The 17,566-nt window shown below is 68.5% G+C and carries 21 protein-coding genes; 20 read left to right on the forward strand and 1 reads right to left on the reverse strand.

Annotated elements, in window-relative coordinates; all coding sequences use genetic code 11:
- The first annotated feature begins 7 nt into the window (after positions 1–7).
- The 10 genes from KEC55_RS17645 to KEC55_RS17690 all read left to right on the forward strand — a co-directional run bounded on the left by KEC55_RS17645 (position 8) and on the right by KEC55_RS17690 (position 7,741).
- Positions 8–679, forward strand: coding sequence for a hypothetical protein (locus KEC55_RS17645; RefSeq protein ID WP_282509061.1), 672 nt, complete (start codon positions 8–10; stop codon positions 677–679).
- Positions 680–738: 59 nt separating this feature from the next.
- Entirely contained in the window at positions 739–1,326 is a 588-nt protein-coding gene (locus KEC55_RS17650; RefSeq protein WP_282509063.1) for a YbjN domain-containing protein, read from the forward strand.
- Complete coding sequence (locus tag KEC55_RS17655) at positions 1,323–1,772, forward strand: hypothetical protein (protein ID WP_282509065.1); 450 nt, start codon at positions 1,323–1,325, stop codon at positions 1,770–1,772. Before KEC55_RS17650 ends, KEC55_RS17655 begins: the two co-directional genes overlap by 4 nt.
- A 46-nt stretch (positions 1,773–1,818) precedes the next feature.
- Positions 1,819–2,709, forward strand: coding sequence for a peptidylprolyl isomerase (locus tag KEC55_RS17660; RefSeq protein WP_282509067.1), 891 nt, complete (start codon positions 1,819–1,821; stop codon positions 2,707–2,709).
- A gap of 8 nt (positions 2,710–2,717) precedes the next feature.
- On the forward strand, positions 2,718–3,545 hold the full coding sequence (locus tag KEC55_RS17665; protein ID WP_282509069.1) for a hypothetical protein: 828 nt from the start codon (positions 2,718–2,720) through the stop codon (positions 3,543–3,545).
- A gap of 51 nt (positions 3,546–3,596) precedes the next feature.
- Complete coding sequence (locus tag KEC55_RS17670) at positions 3,597–3,962, forward strand: hypothetical protein (RefSeq protein ID WP_282509071.1); 366 nt, start codon at positions 3,597–3,599, stop codon at positions 3,960–3,962.
- A 76-nt stretch (positions 3,963–4,038) separates the two neighbouring features.
- On the forward strand, positions 4,039–5,460 hold the full coding sequence (locus KEC55_RS17675) for a Do family serine endopeptidase (protein ID WP_282509072.1): 1,422 nt from the start codon (positions 4,039–4,041) through the stop codon (positions 5,458–5,460).
- A 46-nt stretch (positions 5,461–5,506) separates the two neighbouring features.
- On the forward strand, positions 5,507–5,995 hold the full coding sequence (locus KEC55_RS17680) for a YbaB/EbfC family DNA-binding protein (RefSeq protein WP_282509074.1): 489 nt from the start codon (positions 5,507–5,509) through the stop codon (positions 5,993–5,995).
- Positions 5,996–6,094: 99 nt separating this feature from the next.
- On the forward strand, positions 6,095–6,574 hold the full coding sequence (gene tecA / locus KEC55_RS17685) for a type 6 secretion system effector deamidase TecA (RefSeq protein WP_176050134.1): 480 nt from the start codon (positions 6,095–6,097) through the stop codon (positions 6,572–6,574).
- Between the two features lie 273 nt (positions 6,575–6,847).
- Positions 6,848–7,741, forward strand: coding sequence for an IclR family transcriptional regulator (locus tag KEC55_RS17690; RefSeq protein WP_034189901.1), 894 nt, complete (start codon positions 6,848–6,850; stop codon positions 7,739–7,741).
- Positions 7,742–7,843: 102 nt separating this feature from the next.
- Here the strand turns inward: KEC55_RS17690 and KEC55_RS17695 are convergent, their stop codons facing one another.
- Positions 7,844–8,923, reverse strand: coding sequence for a porin (locus KEC55_RS17695; protein WP_282509078.1), 1,080 nt, complete (start codon positions 8,921–8,923; stop codon positions 7,844–7,846).
- A gap of 446 nt (positions 8,924–9,369) precedes the next feature.
- Between KEC55_RS17695 and KEC55_RS17700 the strand changes: the two genes are divergently transcribed.
- From KEC55_RS17700 to KEC55_RS17745, 10 genes are read left to right on the forward strand one after another with little or no spacing between them, the layout of a single operon-like run.
- On the forward strand, positions 9,370–9,687 hold the full coding sequence (locus KEC55_RS17700) for a non-heme iron oxygenase ferredoxin subunit (protein WP_006489883.1): 318 nt from the start codon (positions 9,370–9,372) through the stop codon (positions 9,685–9,687).
- Between the two features lies 1 nt (position 9,688).
- Entirely contained in the window at positions 9,689–10,000 is a 312-nt protein-coding gene (locus KEC55_RS17705; protein WP_027789383.1) for a recombinase-like helix-turn-helix domain-containing protein, read from the forward strand.
- 54 nt (positions 10,001–10,054) lie between these two features.
- The gene (locus KEC55_RS17710; protein ID WP_282509083.1) at positions 10,055–11,125 is read left to right on the forward strand and encodes an aromatic ring-hydroxylating oxygenase subunit alpha; all 1,071 of its coding nucleotides are present in this window, start codon (positions 10,055–10,057) and stop codon (positions 11,123–11,125) included.
- A complete protein-coding gene (locus tag KEC55_RS17715) occupies positions 11,118–11,888 on the forward strand; it encodes an SDR family oxidoreductase (RefSeq protein ID WP_282509085.1) in 771 nt (256 codons plus the stop codon). Before KEC55_RS17710 ends, KEC55_RS17715 begins: the two co-directional genes overlap by 8 nt.
- Before the next feature lie 33 nt (positions 11,889–11,921).
- Positions 11,922–12,449 carry a cupin domain-containing protein gene (locus tag KEC55_RS17720; protein WP_039344094.1) on the forward strand — a complete coding sequence of 176 codons (528 nt, stop codon included), beginning with the start codon at positions 11,922–11,924 and terminating at the stop codon, positions 12,447–12,449.
- Between the two features lie 18 nt (positions 12,450–12,467).
- Positions 12,468–13,379 (forward strand): alpha/beta fold hydrolase, encoded by a 912-nt coding sequence (locus KEC55_RS17725; RefSeq protein ID WP_282509089.1) that lies wholly within the window; start codon positions 12,468–12,470, stop codon positions 13,377–13,379.
- Positions 13,376–14,233: an IclR family transcriptional regulator gene (locus KEC55_RS17730; RefSeq protein ID WP_282509091.1), complete on the forward strand. Its 858-nt coding sequence runs from the start codon at positions 13,376–13,378 to the stop codon at positions 14,231–14,233. Before KEC55_RS17725 ends, KEC55_RS17730 begins: the two co-directional genes overlap by 4 nt.
- Complete coding sequence (locus KEC55_RS17735; protein WP_282509093.1) at positions 14,230–15,027, forward strand: SDR family oxidoreductase; 798 nt, start codon at positions 14,230–14,232, stop codon at positions 15,025–15,027. The genes KEC55_RS17730 and KEC55_RS17735 overlap by 4 nt, the downstream gene beginning before the upstream one ends.
- Entirely contained in the window at positions 15,020–16,687 is a 1,668-nt protein-coding gene (locus KEC55_RS17740) for a thiamine pyrophosphate-binding protein (RefSeq protein WP_282509095.1), read from the forward strand. Before KEC55_RS17735 ends, KEC55_RS17740 begins: the two co-directional genes overlap by 8 nt.
- Complete coding sequence (locus tag KEC55_RS17745; protein ID WP_282509097.1) at positions 16,680–17,495, forward strand: aspartate dehydrogenase; 816 nt, start codon at positions 16,680–16,682, stop codon at positions 17,493–17,495. Before KEC55_RS17740 ends, KEC55_RS17745 begins: the two co-directional genes overlap by 8 nt.
- The last annotated feature ends 71 nt before the right edge of the window (positions 17,496–17,566 follow it).

Below are 17,566 nucleotides of genomic sequence, written 5' to 3' on the forward strand. Positions count from 1 at the left end.
GCCGCGAATGAATACGACCACTCGCACGATGCTGGCGGCCGCCGTGGCCGGCGCGCTGCTGCTCGCGGCCGGCGGCGCGCACGCGCAGAGCATCGAGGACAAGCTGCGCAGCCAGTTGCGCTCGACCGTGCAGGAGTTGCGCCAGCTGCAGGACAGCCAGGCGCAGTTGCAGGGCGACAAGGCGGCTGCCGAGAAGCAGCGCGATGACGCGCTCGCGCAACTGAAGGCGATGCAGGGCCAGCTTGCCGCGGCTCGCGGCGACTCGGGCGCCGAGGCGGCCGCGAAGCGTGCGCTCGCGCAGGAGCGCGCGGGCCGGGAGCAGGACGCGAAGTCATTGGCGAAATACAAGTCGTCCTACGAAGACCTGCTCGCCGTGTCGCGCGCCCGCGACGCGCAGCACACGCAACTGCAGAAGGATGCCGCCGCGCGTGACACGCAACTGAAAACCTGCCAGGCACACAATGCCGAGCTGTATCGCGTGGGGCACGAGATTCTCGACGCGTACGAGCATGTCGGGATCGGCACGCTCTTCTCGTCGCGGCAGCCGTTCGCGCAGTCGGCGCGCGTGAAGTACGACGATCTCGCGCAACGCTACGGCGATGCGCTGTATGCGGGCAAGTACGACCCGGCCGCACGTGCGGCCGCCGCGGCACCGGCATCGGCCGCGAGCGCACCGTGAGCGCACGGCCGGACACTTTATTGAAATCCATCGATTCGTCGAAAACGGGGAAGACCGACATGCAAGACCAGCAACCGAACGCCGGCGACGAACGCGCGGCACACGATGCGCCGATCGAAGCGATCAGCGCCGACCGCCTGGCCGACGTGCTGCGCCGCGCGGGCTACCGCGTGACGGCGGCCGAGCAGAACGGCATGGTGCAACTGATGAGTGCGAGCCAGGGCATCGGCTTTGCGGTGCGCTTCGGCAATCCGGCTGCGGCGCTCGCGCCGCAGGGTGCCGACGCACAGCTCGCCGCGCTGCCGTACATCGATTACACGCTGTCGTGCGTGCTGCAGGTGCAGGGCGAATTGCCGGTCGAACTCGTCGCGGACTGGAACCGCACCAAGCGCTTCGCGCGTCTCGCGAGCCACGGGCAGTTTCTCGCGCTGGAGATGGACGTCGTCGTCGCGGGCGGCGTGTCCGAACGCTACCTGCGCTCGACGATCGAGCTGTGGGACCGGCTGATCCAGGAATTCCTGCTGCACCTGCGCAACCGCCCCGCGATGGCCGAGCAGGAAGCGGCGGCGCGTGCGGCGGCTGGTGAAAGGCATGGCGAATCGGCGGCCGCCGTAGCAGCCGGAATCGAGGCCGCCGCGCAGTCATGATCGCCGGCCGTCTGAGCGTTGGCCGCCTGATCGCAGTCCGCCGGATCGGCGCCGCGCTGCGCGCGTGGCTGCCGGGCCGTGCGCGATCCAATGCGGCGGCCGCGCATGACGCGCCCGCCGCGTGGGGCGCATACGCGCAACACGTCGCGCGGTGGTTGCAGGCGACGCTCGACGGCGACGATGCCGCCGCGAGCCGCCTGCGTGCCGCCGTCGAGCGCTGGGCCGACGCGCTGGCCAATGCCGGCGACGACGGGCCCGTGCTGCCGGTGCGTGCGTGGCTCGACCGGCGCGGGCGGGTGACGCGCGTCGACAGCTCGGCGGCCGGGCCGGCGACGCTCGACGCCGCACTGAACGCCGCGCTCGTCGGCAGGGCGGTCGGCATGGCGCCGCCGCGCGGGATGGCGCAACCGCTCGTCCTGCGCGTTACACTGACGGGCGCGTGCTGATGCGCCGTCCGCATTTCAAAAGAGCAATCCAGAGGGCAGTCGAACGATGATGACGAAGATGAAGATGCGGGCGATGGTGGCAGGCTGTCTCGTGCTGGGCGCGCCGTTCGTTGCGCACGCCCAGGACGACGTGATCGCGAACGCCGCGCAGGCGTCGGTGACGCAGGCCGACTTCGCGGCGCTGTTGAAGACGGTGAGCCCGGAAGGGCGCGAGCGCCTCGCGGCCGATCCGGCGGCGCTGGACCAGGCCGTGCGCTCGACGCTCGCGCAGAAGGCCGTGCTGGCCGAGGCGAAAGCGAAGGGCTGGGACAAGCAGGCGCAGGTGCAGGCGGCCGTCGAGCAGGCGCAGCGCGAGATCGTCGTGCGCAGCTATCTGGCGTCGGTGAGCGCGCCGGCGGCCGATTACCCGTCGGACGCGGAGCTTCAATCCGCGTATGACAAGAACCGCGCGGCGTTCACGGCGCCGCGCGCGCTCCACGTCGCGCAGATCTACATCGCGGTGCCGCCGAACGCGGACGCCGCGACGCTCGACAAGGCGCGCAAGCAGGCGGCCGATCTCGCGAGCCGCGCGCGCAGCGGCGATTTCGCGGCGCTGGCGAAGGCGAATTCGCAGGACAAGGCGAGCGCCGCGAACGGCGGCGATCTCGGCTTCGTGCCCGATCAGCTGATGGTGCCGGCGGTCCGGCAGGCGGCCGACGCACTGAAGCCGGGTCAGGTCTCCGCGCCGATCCAGACGCCGTCAGGCTTTCACGTCGTGAAGCTGATCGAGATACGCGCGGCCGCGCCGCGCCCGCTGGCCGACGTGAAGGAGCAACTGCGCGCGATGCTGCGCGCGCAGCGTACGCAGCAGAATGCACAGGCGTATCTCGCGAAGCTGGCGGCGAACGCGCCGATCAACGAAGACGCGCTGAAGAAAGCGCTCGCATCCGCCCGGTAGGTGCGCCCATGGCAACCGTCCGTTCGACGCCGCGCGTCGAGGCGCCCGACGCGCGTACGCCGGGGCGGCGTCGCGCGGCCGCCGCCGACCGTCCTCGCATGCCGAAGGCGAACCCGTGGCCGGGCCGGCCCGGCGAGTGGCCGACGCATTGCCCGCTGTGCTTCGGCGCGCTGGAGCCGCTGCCCGGCACGGGCGGCTATGCGCGGCACCGGAGCGCACGATGTTCCGCGCAGTGCGTGCTCACGACGCGCCAGTATCAACCGGAGGAGCTGACGATACGCGGGTCGCGCGACGTGCAGGTCGCGGCCCGCCATCGCGAACGCTTCGTCGCGCAGTGGCCGCGCCATTACGCGCTGATGCGGCGCGCATGGCCCGCGCTGACGATCGGGCGCTTCATCGCGGTGATCGCGTGCGTGGACGTCGCGGATCTCTGGTCGTACCGGATGTTGCGCGACGACGATCTCGCAGCCGTGCTGCTCGTGCTGGCCGGTTTCCTGCGCGTGCCGGAAGTGGCGGGCGCCGCCGCGCCGGCCGACGACGCGCGCGCGCCCACCGTGCGCTGGGTGCGGTTCTGGTTCGACGCGAGCGTGCGCGACGTCGGCGATCTGTGGACGGCCGGTAGCACCACGCCGCCGCTGTTTCGTGTCGACTATCGGGAGCCGCTCGTCACGCCGTATCCGACCGGTGCGCAGGTGCACGCGTGGCAGCCAGTCGACGGGATGCGCGACGCGTGGACGCGGCAAGTGGATGCCCATGAACCGGCCATCGAGGCGGCCGAGCGTGCGGCGTTCGAACGTTTCCTCGCGCGTGCGCCGGCGTCGGGCGCGGGTGGGTGAGCGCACGAGTACGGCCACGCAAGTGCGATGACATCACTGAAGGAGGCGCGGATGAAGATGCGACGAAACGGATTCGCGACGCTCGCCTGCCTGCTGCTGACGGCCGGCGCGCATGCGCAAGGCAGCCACGCACCGGCGCCGGCCAGTCCCGGATCGGCGGCGAAGCCGGTGTGCGTCGATGCGGAAGTCGACGGCAAGCGCGCACTGTCGTACGACTGCCTGAGCCAGCAACTGAAGCCGAAGGCCGAGCCGCAGGCGGGCGCATCTCAAACCGATTCGGAGCGGTTGTCGAAGCAGCCGTCGAACCGTCTCGGCACGTTCAACCTGTCGACCGAGCAGAACCGCTTCGGCTCGAACTGGGGCCGGTCGATCACGCCGCAGCGGCCCGACGTGCCGGTCGCGGTGCCGCCGAAGTGAGGCATGCCGTGAAGCACACGGCGCGGGCATCGATGCGCGTGCGGCGTTCCGGCCGGAATCGACGAGGAGCAGCGACATGAAAGCGGGCAGGCAGACAGGCCGGGCGACGATGTTGCGGACCATGGCGGGCGTGCTCGCATTCGCGTGCGCTTGTGCTTGCGCGGCGGCCCAGTCCGCGGAACGGCCCGGGCAGGCCGGCGCGGCATCGCCGACCGTCGTGCTGCCCAACTTCGCCGCGCTGGTCCGGCGCGTCGGCCCGGCCGTCGTCAACATCAGCGTCACGCGCGAAGTCACGCAGATGGGCATTCAGCTTCCGCCCGGTATCGCGCCCGATCATCCGCTCGCGCCGTTTCTCGCGCGGCGCGTGATCGGTAACCGCGAGGAAGTGAGTCTCGGCTCCGGTTTCATCGTCAGTGCGGACGGCGTGATCCTGACCAACCGGCACGTGGTCGGCGACGCGGTCGCCGTCGACGTGAAGCTGACCGACAAGCGGCAGTTCAAGGGGCGCGTGATCGGCAGCGATCCCGTGTCCGACGTCGCGGTGATTCGCATCGACGCGCACAACCTGCCGGTCGTCGCGACCGGCGACCCCGCGCGCACGGAGGTCGGCGACTGGGTGATGGCGATCGGGTCGCCGTACGGGTTCGCGAACACGGTCACGCAGGGCATCGTCAGCGCGAAATCGCGTTCGTTGCCCGGCGAGCGCGCGATTCCGTTCATCCAGACCGACGTGCCGATCAATCCCGGCAATTCCGGCGGCCCGCTGTTCGACCTCGGCGGCCGCGTGATCGCGATCAACTCGATGATTTTCTCGAAGACGGGCGGCTACCAGGGGCTCGCGTTCGCGATTCCGATCGATATCGCGCTCGACGTGAAGGACCAGTTGCTGCGCACCGGCAAGGTCACGCGCGGCCGGCTCGGCGTCGCGTTGCAGGAAGTGAGCCAGGCGCTCGCGCGCTCGTTCGGCCTGGCGAGCCCGGACGGCGCGCTGATCACGATGGTCGAGCCGGATGGCCCGGCCGCGCACGCGGGCCTGCAGGCGGGCGACGTCGTGCTGGCGGTCGACGGCAAGCCGGTCGCCGAATCGGCCGACCTGCTCGGCACGGTCGCAGGCATGCGGGCCGGGCGGCAGGCCGACCTGCTCGTGTGGCGGGCGGGACGGCCGATGCACGTGATCGCGACGGTCGGCGCATTCGACAGCGGCACGGCATCGGCCGGCGGCGAACAGGGGCCCGCGCGGTTCGGGCTCGCGCTGCGCGCGGCGACCGAGCAGGAGCGCCAGCGGCTCGGCGTCGGCCAGGCGCTCGTCGTCGAACAGGCGAGCGGCCAGGCCGCGCGCGCGGGCTTGCAGCCCGGCGACGTCGTGCTGTCGGTCAACGGCACGCCGGTCGCGAGCATCGGCGCGCTGATGGCCGAGATCGACGCCGCGCGCGGCAACGTCGCACTGCTCGTCCAGCGCGGCGGCACGCGGCTGTATGTGCCGATCGAGATCGGGTGAGCGGGCACAGGCGGGCAACGTGCGGGTGATCGAAAACGGAGGCGGGATGAAAAGAAGGCAGGAGTGGGGCGCACGCGGATGGCTGCGGGGAATCGTCGTTACGTGTGCGCTGGTTGCGGCGGCCGCGCCAGCCGTCGCGCAAACGGCCGACGTGCCGCCAGCGTGGCTCCGCTACGGCCAGCTCGCCGGGCAGCAGTTCCAGACGTGGCTCGAGGCGGACGGCGACGCGGCCGACCGGTTGCATCGCTATCTCGAAACGCGCGTGCTGAACGCGCGTGCGGATGCGCCGCCGCCCGCGATCGTCGTGCGCGCGTGGATCGGCGCGAACGGCGCCGTCACGCGCGTCGAGTTCGCGTCGCTCGGCGATCCCGATGCGGACGCGACGCTGCGGCAACTGCTCATGGCCGGCCCGCTGGCGGAGTCGCCGCCGCCCGACATGCTGCAGCCGCTGCGTGTGCGCCTGCGGCTTGCACCGAATCCCGACGCGCAGGCCGCTGCCCCGGCTGCGGCGTCAGCGGCGGCGCGTGCGCCATGACGCCCGGAGCCCGGTCGGCGTCGATTGATATCGTAATAAGATATGAGGTTATTGCGTTGGCGGGACGATGGTGTCCTTCTTCCTCACAAGGAGCTACCCATGCAACTGACCCAGTTAGGCGGGCATGTCGCCCAATCCGGCCTCGGCGAACGGCAAAAGCACGCGCAAGCGCTGATGTTCGGGATGGCCAACATCAACGAGTACGTATCCGGCGGTGTCTGCTATGACGCCGCGGCCTACGTCAGGTATCTGCTGCGCGCCGACGCGCTGATCGCGCCCGGTACGCTGCTCGACACGATCGGCCAGCTGTGGAAGCCGCGATTCAACTTCGAGAGCGGCGATCAGTGGGACGGGCGCGCGAGCATTCCGGCCGGCACCGCGGTCGGCTTCTCCCGGAACGGTAACGTGTTTCATGCCGCGATCGCCGTCGGCGGCAGCCGGATCCGTGCGATCAACGGCGGCCTGCTGGGCAGCGGCTGGATGTATGCGGTCGATCTCGCGCGGGTGCTGGAGCGGGATCCGGCCGGTGGCTTCACGTACGACCGCGCGAATCTTCGCGTCTACCTGTCGCGCCTGTAGGCGATCCGGCGCGCCATGCCGGACACGGGCCGGCCGTGCCCTTCGGCCCTGCGGCCGCCTGCCCGCCGTTCGGCGATTTCCGCATGGCGTCGCGCGGTCCAACGCTGCTATCCTCTCGACCTTGAATGGCGCTGCACGGCGGCGCGGATGCGCATGCTGCATCGCGGCGATGCGTGCCGGTGCGATCCTGCGCGCGCGCTGAGGTAGCATGACTGAATATCCACGATGTTCCATCACCTGTTTCGTGACTGATTTCCTTTCGTCCATGTCCACATGGTCAAGACAACGATGAGCGGCGCACCCGATCCGGCGACGCCCGGCGACGACGAATCGTCCGGCGGCGCTTCGTCCTACCTGGTGCCGGGGCTCGAACGCGGGCTGCGGATCCTCGCCGAATTTTCCGCGCGCGAGCCCGTGCTCGGCGCGCCGGAGCTGTCGAAGCGCATCGGCATTCCGCGCACGACCACGTTCCGCCTGCTGCAGACGCTCGAGGCGCTCGGTTTCCTCGAACGCGTGAACGGCGACCGTTATTTCCGGCTCGGCGTCGGCGTGCTGCGGCTCGGCTTCGAATACCTGAATTCGCTTGAACTGACCGATCTCGGCACGCCCGTGCTCGAACGGCTGCGCGATGCGACCGGCCTGTCGACGCATCTGCTGATCCGCGACCAGCGCGACGTGGTGTTCGTCGCGAAGGCGCAGAGCAATACGTCGATGTTCGGTTCGGTGAAGGTGCACGTCGGCACGCGCTTGCCCGCGCATGCGACCGTGCATGGCCACGTGCTGATGGGCGACCTGACGCGCGACGCGCTGCGTCAGCTCTATCCGGAGAAAAAACTCGAACAGTTCACCGAGCGCACGCCGGGCAGCGTCGACGAGCTGTACGAACGCGTTCGCCACTACGCCCGGCTTGGCTACGCGGTCAGCGAGGCGGCGTTCGAGAGCGGCATTTCCGCCGTGACCGCGCCCGTGCGCGATCAGTCAGGCTCGATCGTCGCGGCGATCACCGCGACGGTGCCGCGTTCGGAGATCGGCGAGGCCGGCGAGAAGGAGCGGCTCGTCGAAGCCGTGTGCGGCGCGGCGGTCGACCTGTCGCAGCGGCTGAACTACCGTCCGCTCGAAAGCGACCCGACGTTCGCGCATGCGCGCCACAAGGTCGCGATGTTCTGACGCCGACTTGTCGGACGGGCCGCCGCACGCGGCATCGCAATCAAAAAAAGAGCGGCCCGCGGGTCGCTCTTTTCATTTCAGGCGACGAATGCCCGGCACCGCTCAGAACGAGTGGTGGATCCCGGTCAGCACGATCACCTGGTTCGCGGTGCTCGACACGCCGGCCGTGAAGAACGCAGCCTTGGCGCCGCCCGAACCGTGTTCGTAGAGCACGTTCGCATAGAGCTGCGTGCGCTTCGACAGCGCGTAGATGTCGCCGAGTTCGACCTGCGTCCAGCGGCGGCCGGCCAGCGTCGTGGTCGCCGCACCGCCCGCGATCGTGTTGAACGCGCTGCTGCGATAGTTCACGCCCGCGTCGTAGCTCTGGAACGTATCCGAATAGCCGTTCGACTGCATCTTCGTGCGCGTGTAGAGACCATGCACGAGGAAGTCGCCGAACTGGTAGGACGCACCCGCGCCGATGTTCTCGACCTTGTTCGCGAGGTAGCCGTTCGCGGTGTTCTGCCCCTGGAACGACGTAATGCCGGTCTGGCTGATCAGGATCGAGCGGTCGTGCTCGTTCGAGTACACGGCCGACGCCTTGAGCGGCCCGTTCGCATAGTTCAGCGCGACGCCGACCGACTTGCCGGTCGAGAAGTTCGTCGTGTTGCCGAGTGCCAGCGTGGCCGCGGCCGAGAAGCCCGCGAAGGTCGGCGAGCGGTACTTGACCGCGTTGTTGTACGGCACGTTGCCGGTGGCGGCGAGCCCGTCGATGTTGCCGGGGTGGAACGCGTACCAGCTCATCGCGAGGTAGGCCGTGCTGAGCGGATCGAGATAGTCGAACGACAGCGGCGTCTGGCGGCCGAGCGTCAGCGTGCCGTAGCGGTCCGAGCTGAGGCCGACGAATGCCGCGCGGTTCCAGATCGTGTTCGCGGTCGCGAACTGGCCGTTGTTCGTATAGAAGCCGTTTTCGAGCTGGAAGATCGCCGACAGGCCGCTGCCGAGATCTTCCTTGCCCTTCAGGCCCCACCGGTCGGGCTGGGTGTTGCCCTGGATCATCGCCCACTTGGCATGGCCGCCGACGTTGTTCACATAGGCGACGCCCGCATCCAGGCTGCCGTACAGCGTCACGCTGCTCTGCGCCCACGCGCCCGACGCGGCGCCCAATCCGATCACTGCTGCTGCTACCGCATGCTTGACCATTTGATCTCCTGAATCTCCAACCTGATGAAAACGTGCCATGGCGGCGTGCGCGGGGACGGCCGTCCGTCACGCAGGGGCTCGCCATCTGGCGGGCATTCGTATGTTCCATACAAGGAACAGTGTGCCTCTGGTGGAATGAAGTATAGAGGCGTCAAGCGCTGGATCAAAAATAAATTTTGCGGGACGGAAGGGCTTCGGGCCGATGCCCGGCATCGGTGCGTCATGCCCCGAAAAAGACGATAAATCCCCGCCACACAACAAAAAATTACATTCGAGAAGGTAGTCGAAAGCGATTGCCGACCCGGCGGTCGGTGTTTTCCCTAGGACATGCAGCTTTTTGTTTTACTCGTGGAAAGTCACTCCTATAATCACCATCCATAAACTGCTGTTCCGGGTATGGAACAAATCGGAACAAACCGAGAGTCGATCAGAAGGAAGGGTGTGAGATGTCTGAACAATGGATTTGCGCCGGTCACGCCGGCGCGCTGTCGGAAGACACGCCGATCGAGTTCAAGCGGACCGACGGCGTGGAAATCGGGATCTACCGCGTCGGTGACGACGTGTATGCGCTCGAGAACGTGTGCCCGCATGCGTACGCGCTGCTGACGCAGGGGTTCGTCGACGAAGGCACGGTCGAATGCCCGCTGCACGAGGCCGTGTTCGACATCAAGACGGGCGAATGCCTGAAGGGTCCGGGCGGACGTGCGCTGAAGCAGTACGCAGTGCGCCTCGCCGGCGAGGAAATCCAGATCAAGGTGGAATGACATGAAAGAAGCGACCGTCAACTTCAATCCCTTCCTGAAGCCGTGGGTGGCGCCGCAGCCGAACAACGTCGCGGGCAAGGGGCAGATCGAGATCCCCGGCCAGGTCGAGAACCAGGTCTGGCAGAACCGCAAGGCCGCGCCGACCCAGTACGAGAACGACCTCGGCGATGCGCTCGAACGCGTGTTCGAAGCCGGCGCAACCGAGCTTGACGATGTCGTCGCGGGCCTGAATCGCATCGGCTTCCGCGCGCCGGACGGCACGGCGTGGACCGCCGAACGTTTCCGCGCCGAAATGGCCTCGCTCGCGGAATGAGCGCGCCGCGCGCGTGACCGCCGACCCGATGACAACCGCATCCGGAGCACACTGATGACGTCCCCCGTACAACACGCAGTCCAACACGACCCGGTCCGTGACTATCTCGACCGCGGCATCAAGAACTACTGGTATCCCGTTGCACCCAGCTGGCAGGTGTCGAATGCGCCCGTCGGCCTCACGCGCCTGTCCGAGCAGATCGTGCTGTGGCGCGATCACGACGGCAAGGTCCACGCGCTGGAAGATCGCTGCCCGCACCGCGGCGCGCGCCTGTCGCTCGGCTGGAACCTCGGCGGCAGCATCGCCTGTTGGTATCACGGCATCGAGATCGGCGGCGACGGCACGGTCGACAAGGTGCCGGCCGTTTCGAACTGTCCGCTCGAAGGCACGAAGTGCGTGAAGTCGTATCCGGTCGAAGAGAAGGCCGGCGCGATCTTCCTGTGGTTCGGCGACGAAGCGCACGGCGAGCCGGTGCCGCTGAATCTTCCCGAGGAACTGGTCGCCGACGAGTACGGCCATTTCCTGTGCGTGTCGAACTGGAAGTGCAATTACCAGTACGCGATCGACAACGTGATGGACCCGATGCACGGCGCGTACCTGCACGCGACGTCGCACTCGATGGCCGAAGGCGACAAGCAGGCCGACATGCGCGTGCGCAAGACGGAAACGGGCCTGATGTTCGAGAAGATCGGCCAGCGCGACGTGAACTTCGACTGGGTCGAGCTCGGCGAAACGGGCTGCTTGTGGATGCGCCTCGCGATTCCGTACAAGCAGAAGTTCGGCCCGGGCGGCAACTTCGGGATCATCGGTTTCGCGACGCCGGTCGACGGCGACAACTGCCAGGTCTACTTCTGGCGTACGCGCAAGGTCAGCGGCTGGCAGCGCGACGTGTGGCGCTTCATGTACCGCAACCGCCTCGAAGGCCTGCACTGGGACGTGCTCGAGCAGGACCGCTACGTCCTCGAAAGCCTCGCGCCGCAAGCGCGCGATCACGAATACCTGTACCAGCACGACGTCGGCATCACGCGTGTGCGCCGGATGCTGCGCCAGCGTGCGCAGGAGCATCTGTCCGCGCTCGACGCGCATCGCGCGGCGCAGGCCGCAGCGGAGCCGTCGAATGGCTGAGCTCGCTCCGGTCGTGTCGCTGCCGGGGCGCCGCGTGCTCGTCACCGGCGGCGCGCGCGGGCTCGGCGCGGCGTTCGTCAAGGCGCTGGTCGCCGCGGGCGCGCAGGTCGCGTTCGGTGACGTGCTCGTCGAGGAGGGCCGCGCGCTGGCCGCGCAGCTCACGCAGGCCGGCCACACCGCGCATTTCTTCGCGCTCGACCTGGCCGATCCGGCAAGCGTCGACGCGTTCGTCGCACAGGGCGCGGCGGTGCTCGGCGGCATCGACGCACTGATCAACAACGCGGCGATCACGAACTCGGGCGGCAAGCTGTCGACGGAGCTCGACGTGTCGACGTGGGACGCCGTGATGAACGTGAACGTGCGCGGCGTGTGGCTCGTCAGCAATGCCGCGCTGCCGCACCTCGCGCAGTCGGGCCGCGGCGCGATCGTGAACCTCGCATCGGATACCGCGCTGTGGGGCGCGCCGAGGCTGCTCGCGTACGTCGCGAGCAAGGGCGCGGTGATCGCGATGACCCACGCGCAGGCACGCGAGTTCGGCGCGCACGGCGTGACGGTCAACGCGATCGCGCCGGGGCTCACCGAAGTCGAGGCGACGGCCTACGTGCCGGCCGAGCGCCACGCGTTCTACATGCAGGGCCGTGCGCTGACACGCGCGCAGGTGCCCGGCGACGTGACGGGCCCCGTGCTGTTCCTGCTGTCGGATGGCGCGCGCTTCGTGACGGGTCAATTGCTGCCGGTGAACGGCGGCTTCGTAATGAATTGAATTGAAGTTTTCACTCTGATGAAGGAGAGGACGATGGCGGACGCCGATCTCGAACGCAAGTCGTGGGACCAGCCGGAAGGCGCAAGCTTCAATGACTGGATGGAAGGGCGCGTCGCGCGCTACGCGACGCGGCGCTACGACTGGGACGCACTGAAGTTCCAGGCCGACTACGACCCGAAGTACCGCCGCGCGCAGATGCGCTACGTCGGCACGGGCGGCACGGGCGTCGCGAAGGACGTCAACACGGTGCCGGCCGGCGGCTTCACGTTCTCGACGATGGTCATTCCGGCCGGCAACATCGGCCCGAGCCACATCCACATGGACGTCGAGGAAATCTTCTTCGTGCTGCGCGGCAAGATGAAGGTCATCTGCGAGCGCGACGGCGAGACGTGGGAAGCGATCCTCGGCGAGCGCGACCTGATCTCGGTGCCGCCGGGCGTGTATCGCACGGAAATCAACATCGGCGAGGAAGATGCGCTGATGTGCGTGATGCTCGGTTCGCCGAAGCCCGTCACGCCGACGTATCCGCCCGATTCGCCGCTCGCGAAGATCAAGCGTTGAGACGGAGCCGGTGAAGCAATGAGTGTCATCGACAAACGTGAACGCGACCGCACCGCGGCGTTCGCCGCGCTGCTCGGGCAGTTTCCCGAGCAGCGTTGCGCAGCCGGCGCGGCGGGCACGATCGGCTACCGTGAAGCTGGCGCAGGCGAGGCCGGCGCGCAGCATGCGGGCCGCGCGCTGCCCGTCGTGCTGCTGCACGGGATCGGTTCGGGCGCCGCATCGTGGGTCCACCAGCTCGACACGCTCGGCGCGTCGCGCCGCGTGCTCGCGTGGGACGCACCCGGTTACGGCGTGTCGACGCCCGTGCACGGCGCGTCGCCGGCTGCCGCCGATTACGCGGCATCGCTGAACGCGTGGCTCGAGGCACTCGGCATCGATCGTTGCGTGCTGGTCGGTCATTCACTCGGCGCGATCATTGCGGGCGGTCTCGCCCGTGTGATGCCCGCGCGGATCGCCGGCCTGCTGCTCGTGTCGCCCGCGGGCGGCTACGGCAGCGCACCGGCCGAAACGCGCGAATCGCGCCGCGACGCGCGGCTCGCGATGCTCGCGGAACTCGGCCCGGCCGGGCTCGCCGAGCAGCGCAGCGGCAACATGCTGTCCGGTTTCGCGAACGAGGAAGCAAAGGCGTGGGTGCGCTGGAACATGGCGCGCATCGTGCCGGCCGGTTACGCGCAGGCCACGCATCTGCTCGCGAACGCCGATCTCGCAACCGATCTCGCCGGCTTTCGCGGCCGCACGGCCGTGGCCGTCGGCGCGAACGACGCGATCACGCCGCCCGCCGCGTGCGAGCGGATCGCCGCGGCCGCGCACGTCGCGCTGCAGGTGATTCCGCAAGCCGGTCATGCCGGCTACGTGGAAGCGCCGGCCGTTTATTCCGCATTGATCGACGGTTTCTGCCGTCAGTGCGACCAACAGCGGGGGCTGGCATGAGCGAACCGCTGCAACAACCCGAATCCGAGAACACGAAGTCCGACGCCAACTATGTGGTGCCGGGCCTCGAACGCGGGCTGCGGATTCTCGCCGAATTCTCGCCGCGCGAGCCGGTGCTCGGCGCGCCCGAACTGTCGAAGCGGCTCGGCATTCCGCGCACGACGGTGTTCCGTCTGCTGCAGACGCTCGAATCGCTCGGCTTTCTCGAGCGCGCGGACAAGGATCGCAACTACAAGCTCGGCATTGCCGTGCTGCGGCTCGGCTTCGAATACCTGAGCTCGCTGGAGCTGACCGATCTCGGCCTGCCGGTGATCGAAAGCCTGCGCGATGCGACCGGCTTCACGACGCACATCGTGATCCGCGACGGCCGCGACGTGGTGTTCGTCGCGAAGGCGCAGAGCCAGTCGCCGGTGTTCAGCTCGATCCGTGTGAACGTCGGCACGCGCTTGCCCGCGCATGCGACGACCCACGGCCACGTGCTGATGGGCGACCTGTCGCTGAAGGAGCTGCAGGCGCTGTATCCGGAGGGCGCGCTGAACCGGATGACGAGCGCGACGCCGGAAACGATCGACGCGCTGTACGAAATGATCCGCGAGGATGCGCTGCGCGGCTACGGCGTCAGCAATTCGTCGTTCGAGCGCGGTATTTCGGTGGTGACGGCGCCGGTGCGCAACGAGACGCAAAGGATCGTCGCGTGCATCACGGTGACGGTGCCGCGTCCGGAGATCGACGCGGGGCTGATCGCGGACGGGCTGATCGACAAGGTGCAGCGCGCGGCGGCGGAACTGTCGCGGCGGCTCAATTACCGCTCGGACGACGAGCACACGTTTCTGAAAGCATTAGGACTCCGATGATCCAGATCGATCTGACCGGGCAGGTGGCGGTGGTGACGGGCGGTTCGTCCGGCATCGGCCTCGCGACTGCCGAACGGTTCCTGCAGGCCGGCGCATCGGTCGCGATTTGCGGCCGCGACGACGACCGTCTCGCCCGCGCGCAAGCGCTGCTCGTCGAAAAATACCCGGGCGCGCAACTGCTCGCCGCGCGCTGCAACGTGCTCGACGAAGCCGACGTGAGCGCATTCGCGCAAGCGGTATCCGCGCGTTTCGGCCGCGCCGACATGCTGGTCAACAACGCCGGCCAGGGTCGCGTGTCGACCTTCGCCGACACGACCGACGACGCATGGCGCGAAGAACTCGAATTGAAGTACTTCAGCATCATCCGCCCGACGCGTGCGTTCCTGCCGCTGCTGCGCGACGCGCAGGCGCCGACCATCACGTGCGTGAACTCGCTGCTCGCGCTGCAGCCCGAGCCGCACATGGTCGCGACGTCGTCGGCGCGCGCGGGCGTGCTGAGCCTCGTGAAGTCGCTCGCGACCGAACTGGCGCCGCAGCGCATCCGCGTGAACTCGATCCTGATCGGCATCGTCGAGTCGGGGCAGTGGCGCCGTCGTTACGAAACGCAGGCGCAGCCCGGCGAAAGCTGGGAAGACTGGACGGGCGCGCTCGCCCGCAAGAAGAACATTCCGTTGAACCGCTTCGGCAAGCCTGACGAGGCCGCCTGGGCACTCTTTTATCTCGCAACGCATCTGTCGTCGTATACGACGGGCAGCCATATCGACGTTTCTGGAGGCTTTGCACGCCATGTCTAAAAAAACCACGGTTGGCGAGCTGATTGCCGCCTTTCTCGAGCAGTGCGGCGTGAAAACCGCATTCGGTGTCATCTCGATCCACAACATGCCGATCCTCGACGCGATCAACTCGCGCGGGAACATCCGCTATGTCGGCGCGCGCGGTGAAGCCGGCGCGTTGAACATGGCCGACGGCCTGGCCCGCGTGTCGGGCGGCCTCGGTGTCGCGTTCACGAGCACGGGCACGGCGGCCGGCAACGCGGCCGGCGCGATGGTCGAGGCACTGACGGCCGGCACCGCGCTGCTGCACGTGACGGGGCAGATCGAGACGCCTTACCTCGACCAGGACCTGGCCTACATCCACGAAGCGCCCGACCAGCTGTCGATGCTCGACTCGATCTCGAAGGCCGCGTTCCGCGTGCGTACGGTCGAAACCGTGCTGCCGACGATCCGCGAAGCCGTGCGCATCGCGCAGACGGCGCCGACGGGCCCGGTTTCGGTCGAGATTCCGATCGACATCCAGGCCGCCGAAATCGAATGGCCGGAAGACCTCGCACCGGCGCACATCACGGTGCGCGAGCACGATTCCGCACGCGTCGCGAAGCTCGCCGATGCACTCGCGGCAAAGCGCCGCCCGCTGCTGTGGCTCGGCGGCGGCGCGCGCCATGCACGCGAGGAAGTCGAACGCCTCGTGAAGCTCGGCTTCGGCGTCGTGACGAGCGTGCAGGGCCGTGGCGTGCTGCCCGAGGATCACCCGGCGACGCTCGGCGCGTTCAACGTGCACGCGTCCGTCGAAGCGTTCTACAAGACCTGCGATGCGCTCGTCGTCGTCGGTTCGCGCCTGCGCGGCAACGAGACGCTGAAGTACAAGCTCGCGCTGCCGCAGCCGCTGTTCCGCGTCGATGCCGAGGCACTCGCCGACAACCGTGGCTATCGCAACGAACTGTTCGTGCACGGCGATTCGAAGCGCGTGCTGGCCGAGCTGGCCGACCGCCTCGAAGGCCGCCTGTCGGTCGATCCGCAGTTTGCGGCCGATCTCGCGGCGGCCCGCGAGCAGGCGGTGGCCGACGTGTCGAAGGGCCTCGGGCCGTACAAGCAGCTCGTCGACACGCTGCAGGGCGCCGTCGGCCGCGACTACAACTGGGTGCGTGACGTGACGATCTCGAACAGCACGTGGGGCAACCGCCTGCTGAAGATTTTCGAGCCGCGCTCGGGCGTGCATGCGCTCGGCGGCGGCATCGGCCAGGGCATCCAGATGGGCATCGGCGCGGCGCTCGCGGGCGCCGCGGCGAAGACGGTCTGCCTGGTCGGCGACGGCGGCCTGATGGTCAACGTCGGCGAGCTCGTGACGGCCGTGCAGGAAAACGCGAACGTGATGATCGTGCTGATGAACGACCAGTGCTACGGCGTGATCCGCAACATCCAGGACGCGCACTACGGCGGCCGCCGCTGCTTCGTGCAGCTGCACCAGCCCGATTTCGCGCAGTTCTGCGCGAGCTTCGGCCTCACGCACTACCGGATCACGTCGCTCGACGACGCCGAAGCGATCGTGCGCGAAGGGATGGCGAAGGAAGGGCCGGTGATGGTCGAAGTCGACATGCTGTCGGTCGGCTCGTTCGCATCGCAGTTCGCGGGGCCGCCGGTGAAGAAGGAAGCGCCGACGGAGCGCCAGTATGCGTAACGTCCACGCACCCGTCGACGTCGCGATGATCGGCTTCGGTGCGATCGGCGCGGCCGTGTACCACGCGGTCGAGCACGATGCGTCGCTGCGTGTCGCGCACGTGATCGTGCCGGAACACCAGCGCGCGGCGGTGCAGGGCGTGCTCGGCAGCGCGGTGGAGGTCGTGTCGTCGGTCGACGCACTGGCCCGCCGCCCCGAGTTCGCGCTCGAATGCGCGGGCCACAGCGCGCTTGTCGATCACGTCGTGCCGCTGCTGAAGGCCGGCACCGACTGCGCGGTCGCATCGATCGGCGCGCTGTCCGACCTCGCACTGCTCGACGTGCTGTCGCAGGCAGCCGACGAGGGCGGCGCGACGGTGACGCTGCTGTCCGGCGCGATCGGCGGCATCGACGCGCTGGCGTCCGCGAAGCAGGGCGGCCTCGACGAAGTGCTGTACGTCGGCCGCAAGCCGCCGCTCGGCTGGCTCGGTACGCCGGCCGAGGCACTGTGCGACCTGCACGCGATGACCGAGGAAAAGGTGATCTTCGAAGGCACCGCGCGCGACGCCGCGCGGCTGTATCCGAAGAACGCGAACGTCGCGGCCACCGTGGCGCTCGCGGGCCTCGGCCTCGACGCGACGCACGTGCGCCTGATCGCCGATCCGGCGGTCGAGCGCAACGTGCACCGCATCACCGCGCGCGGCGCATTCGGCGAGATGTCGCTGGAAATGAGCGGCAAGCCGCTACCCGACAACCCGAAGACGTCCGCGCTGACGGCGTACAGCGCGATCCGCGCGTTGCGCAACCGCGCGGCCCGTTGCGTGATCTGACCGGGCCTTGGACCGTCCGCCCGCGCCACGGCGAGGGCGGACGTGCAGAGACAGATTTGTGGGACTTGTGA

It is taken from the genome of Burkholderia cepacia (assembly GCF_029962485.1).
GTDB lineage: Bacteria > Pseudomonadota > Gammaproteobacteria > Burkholderiales > Burkholderiaceae > Burkholderia.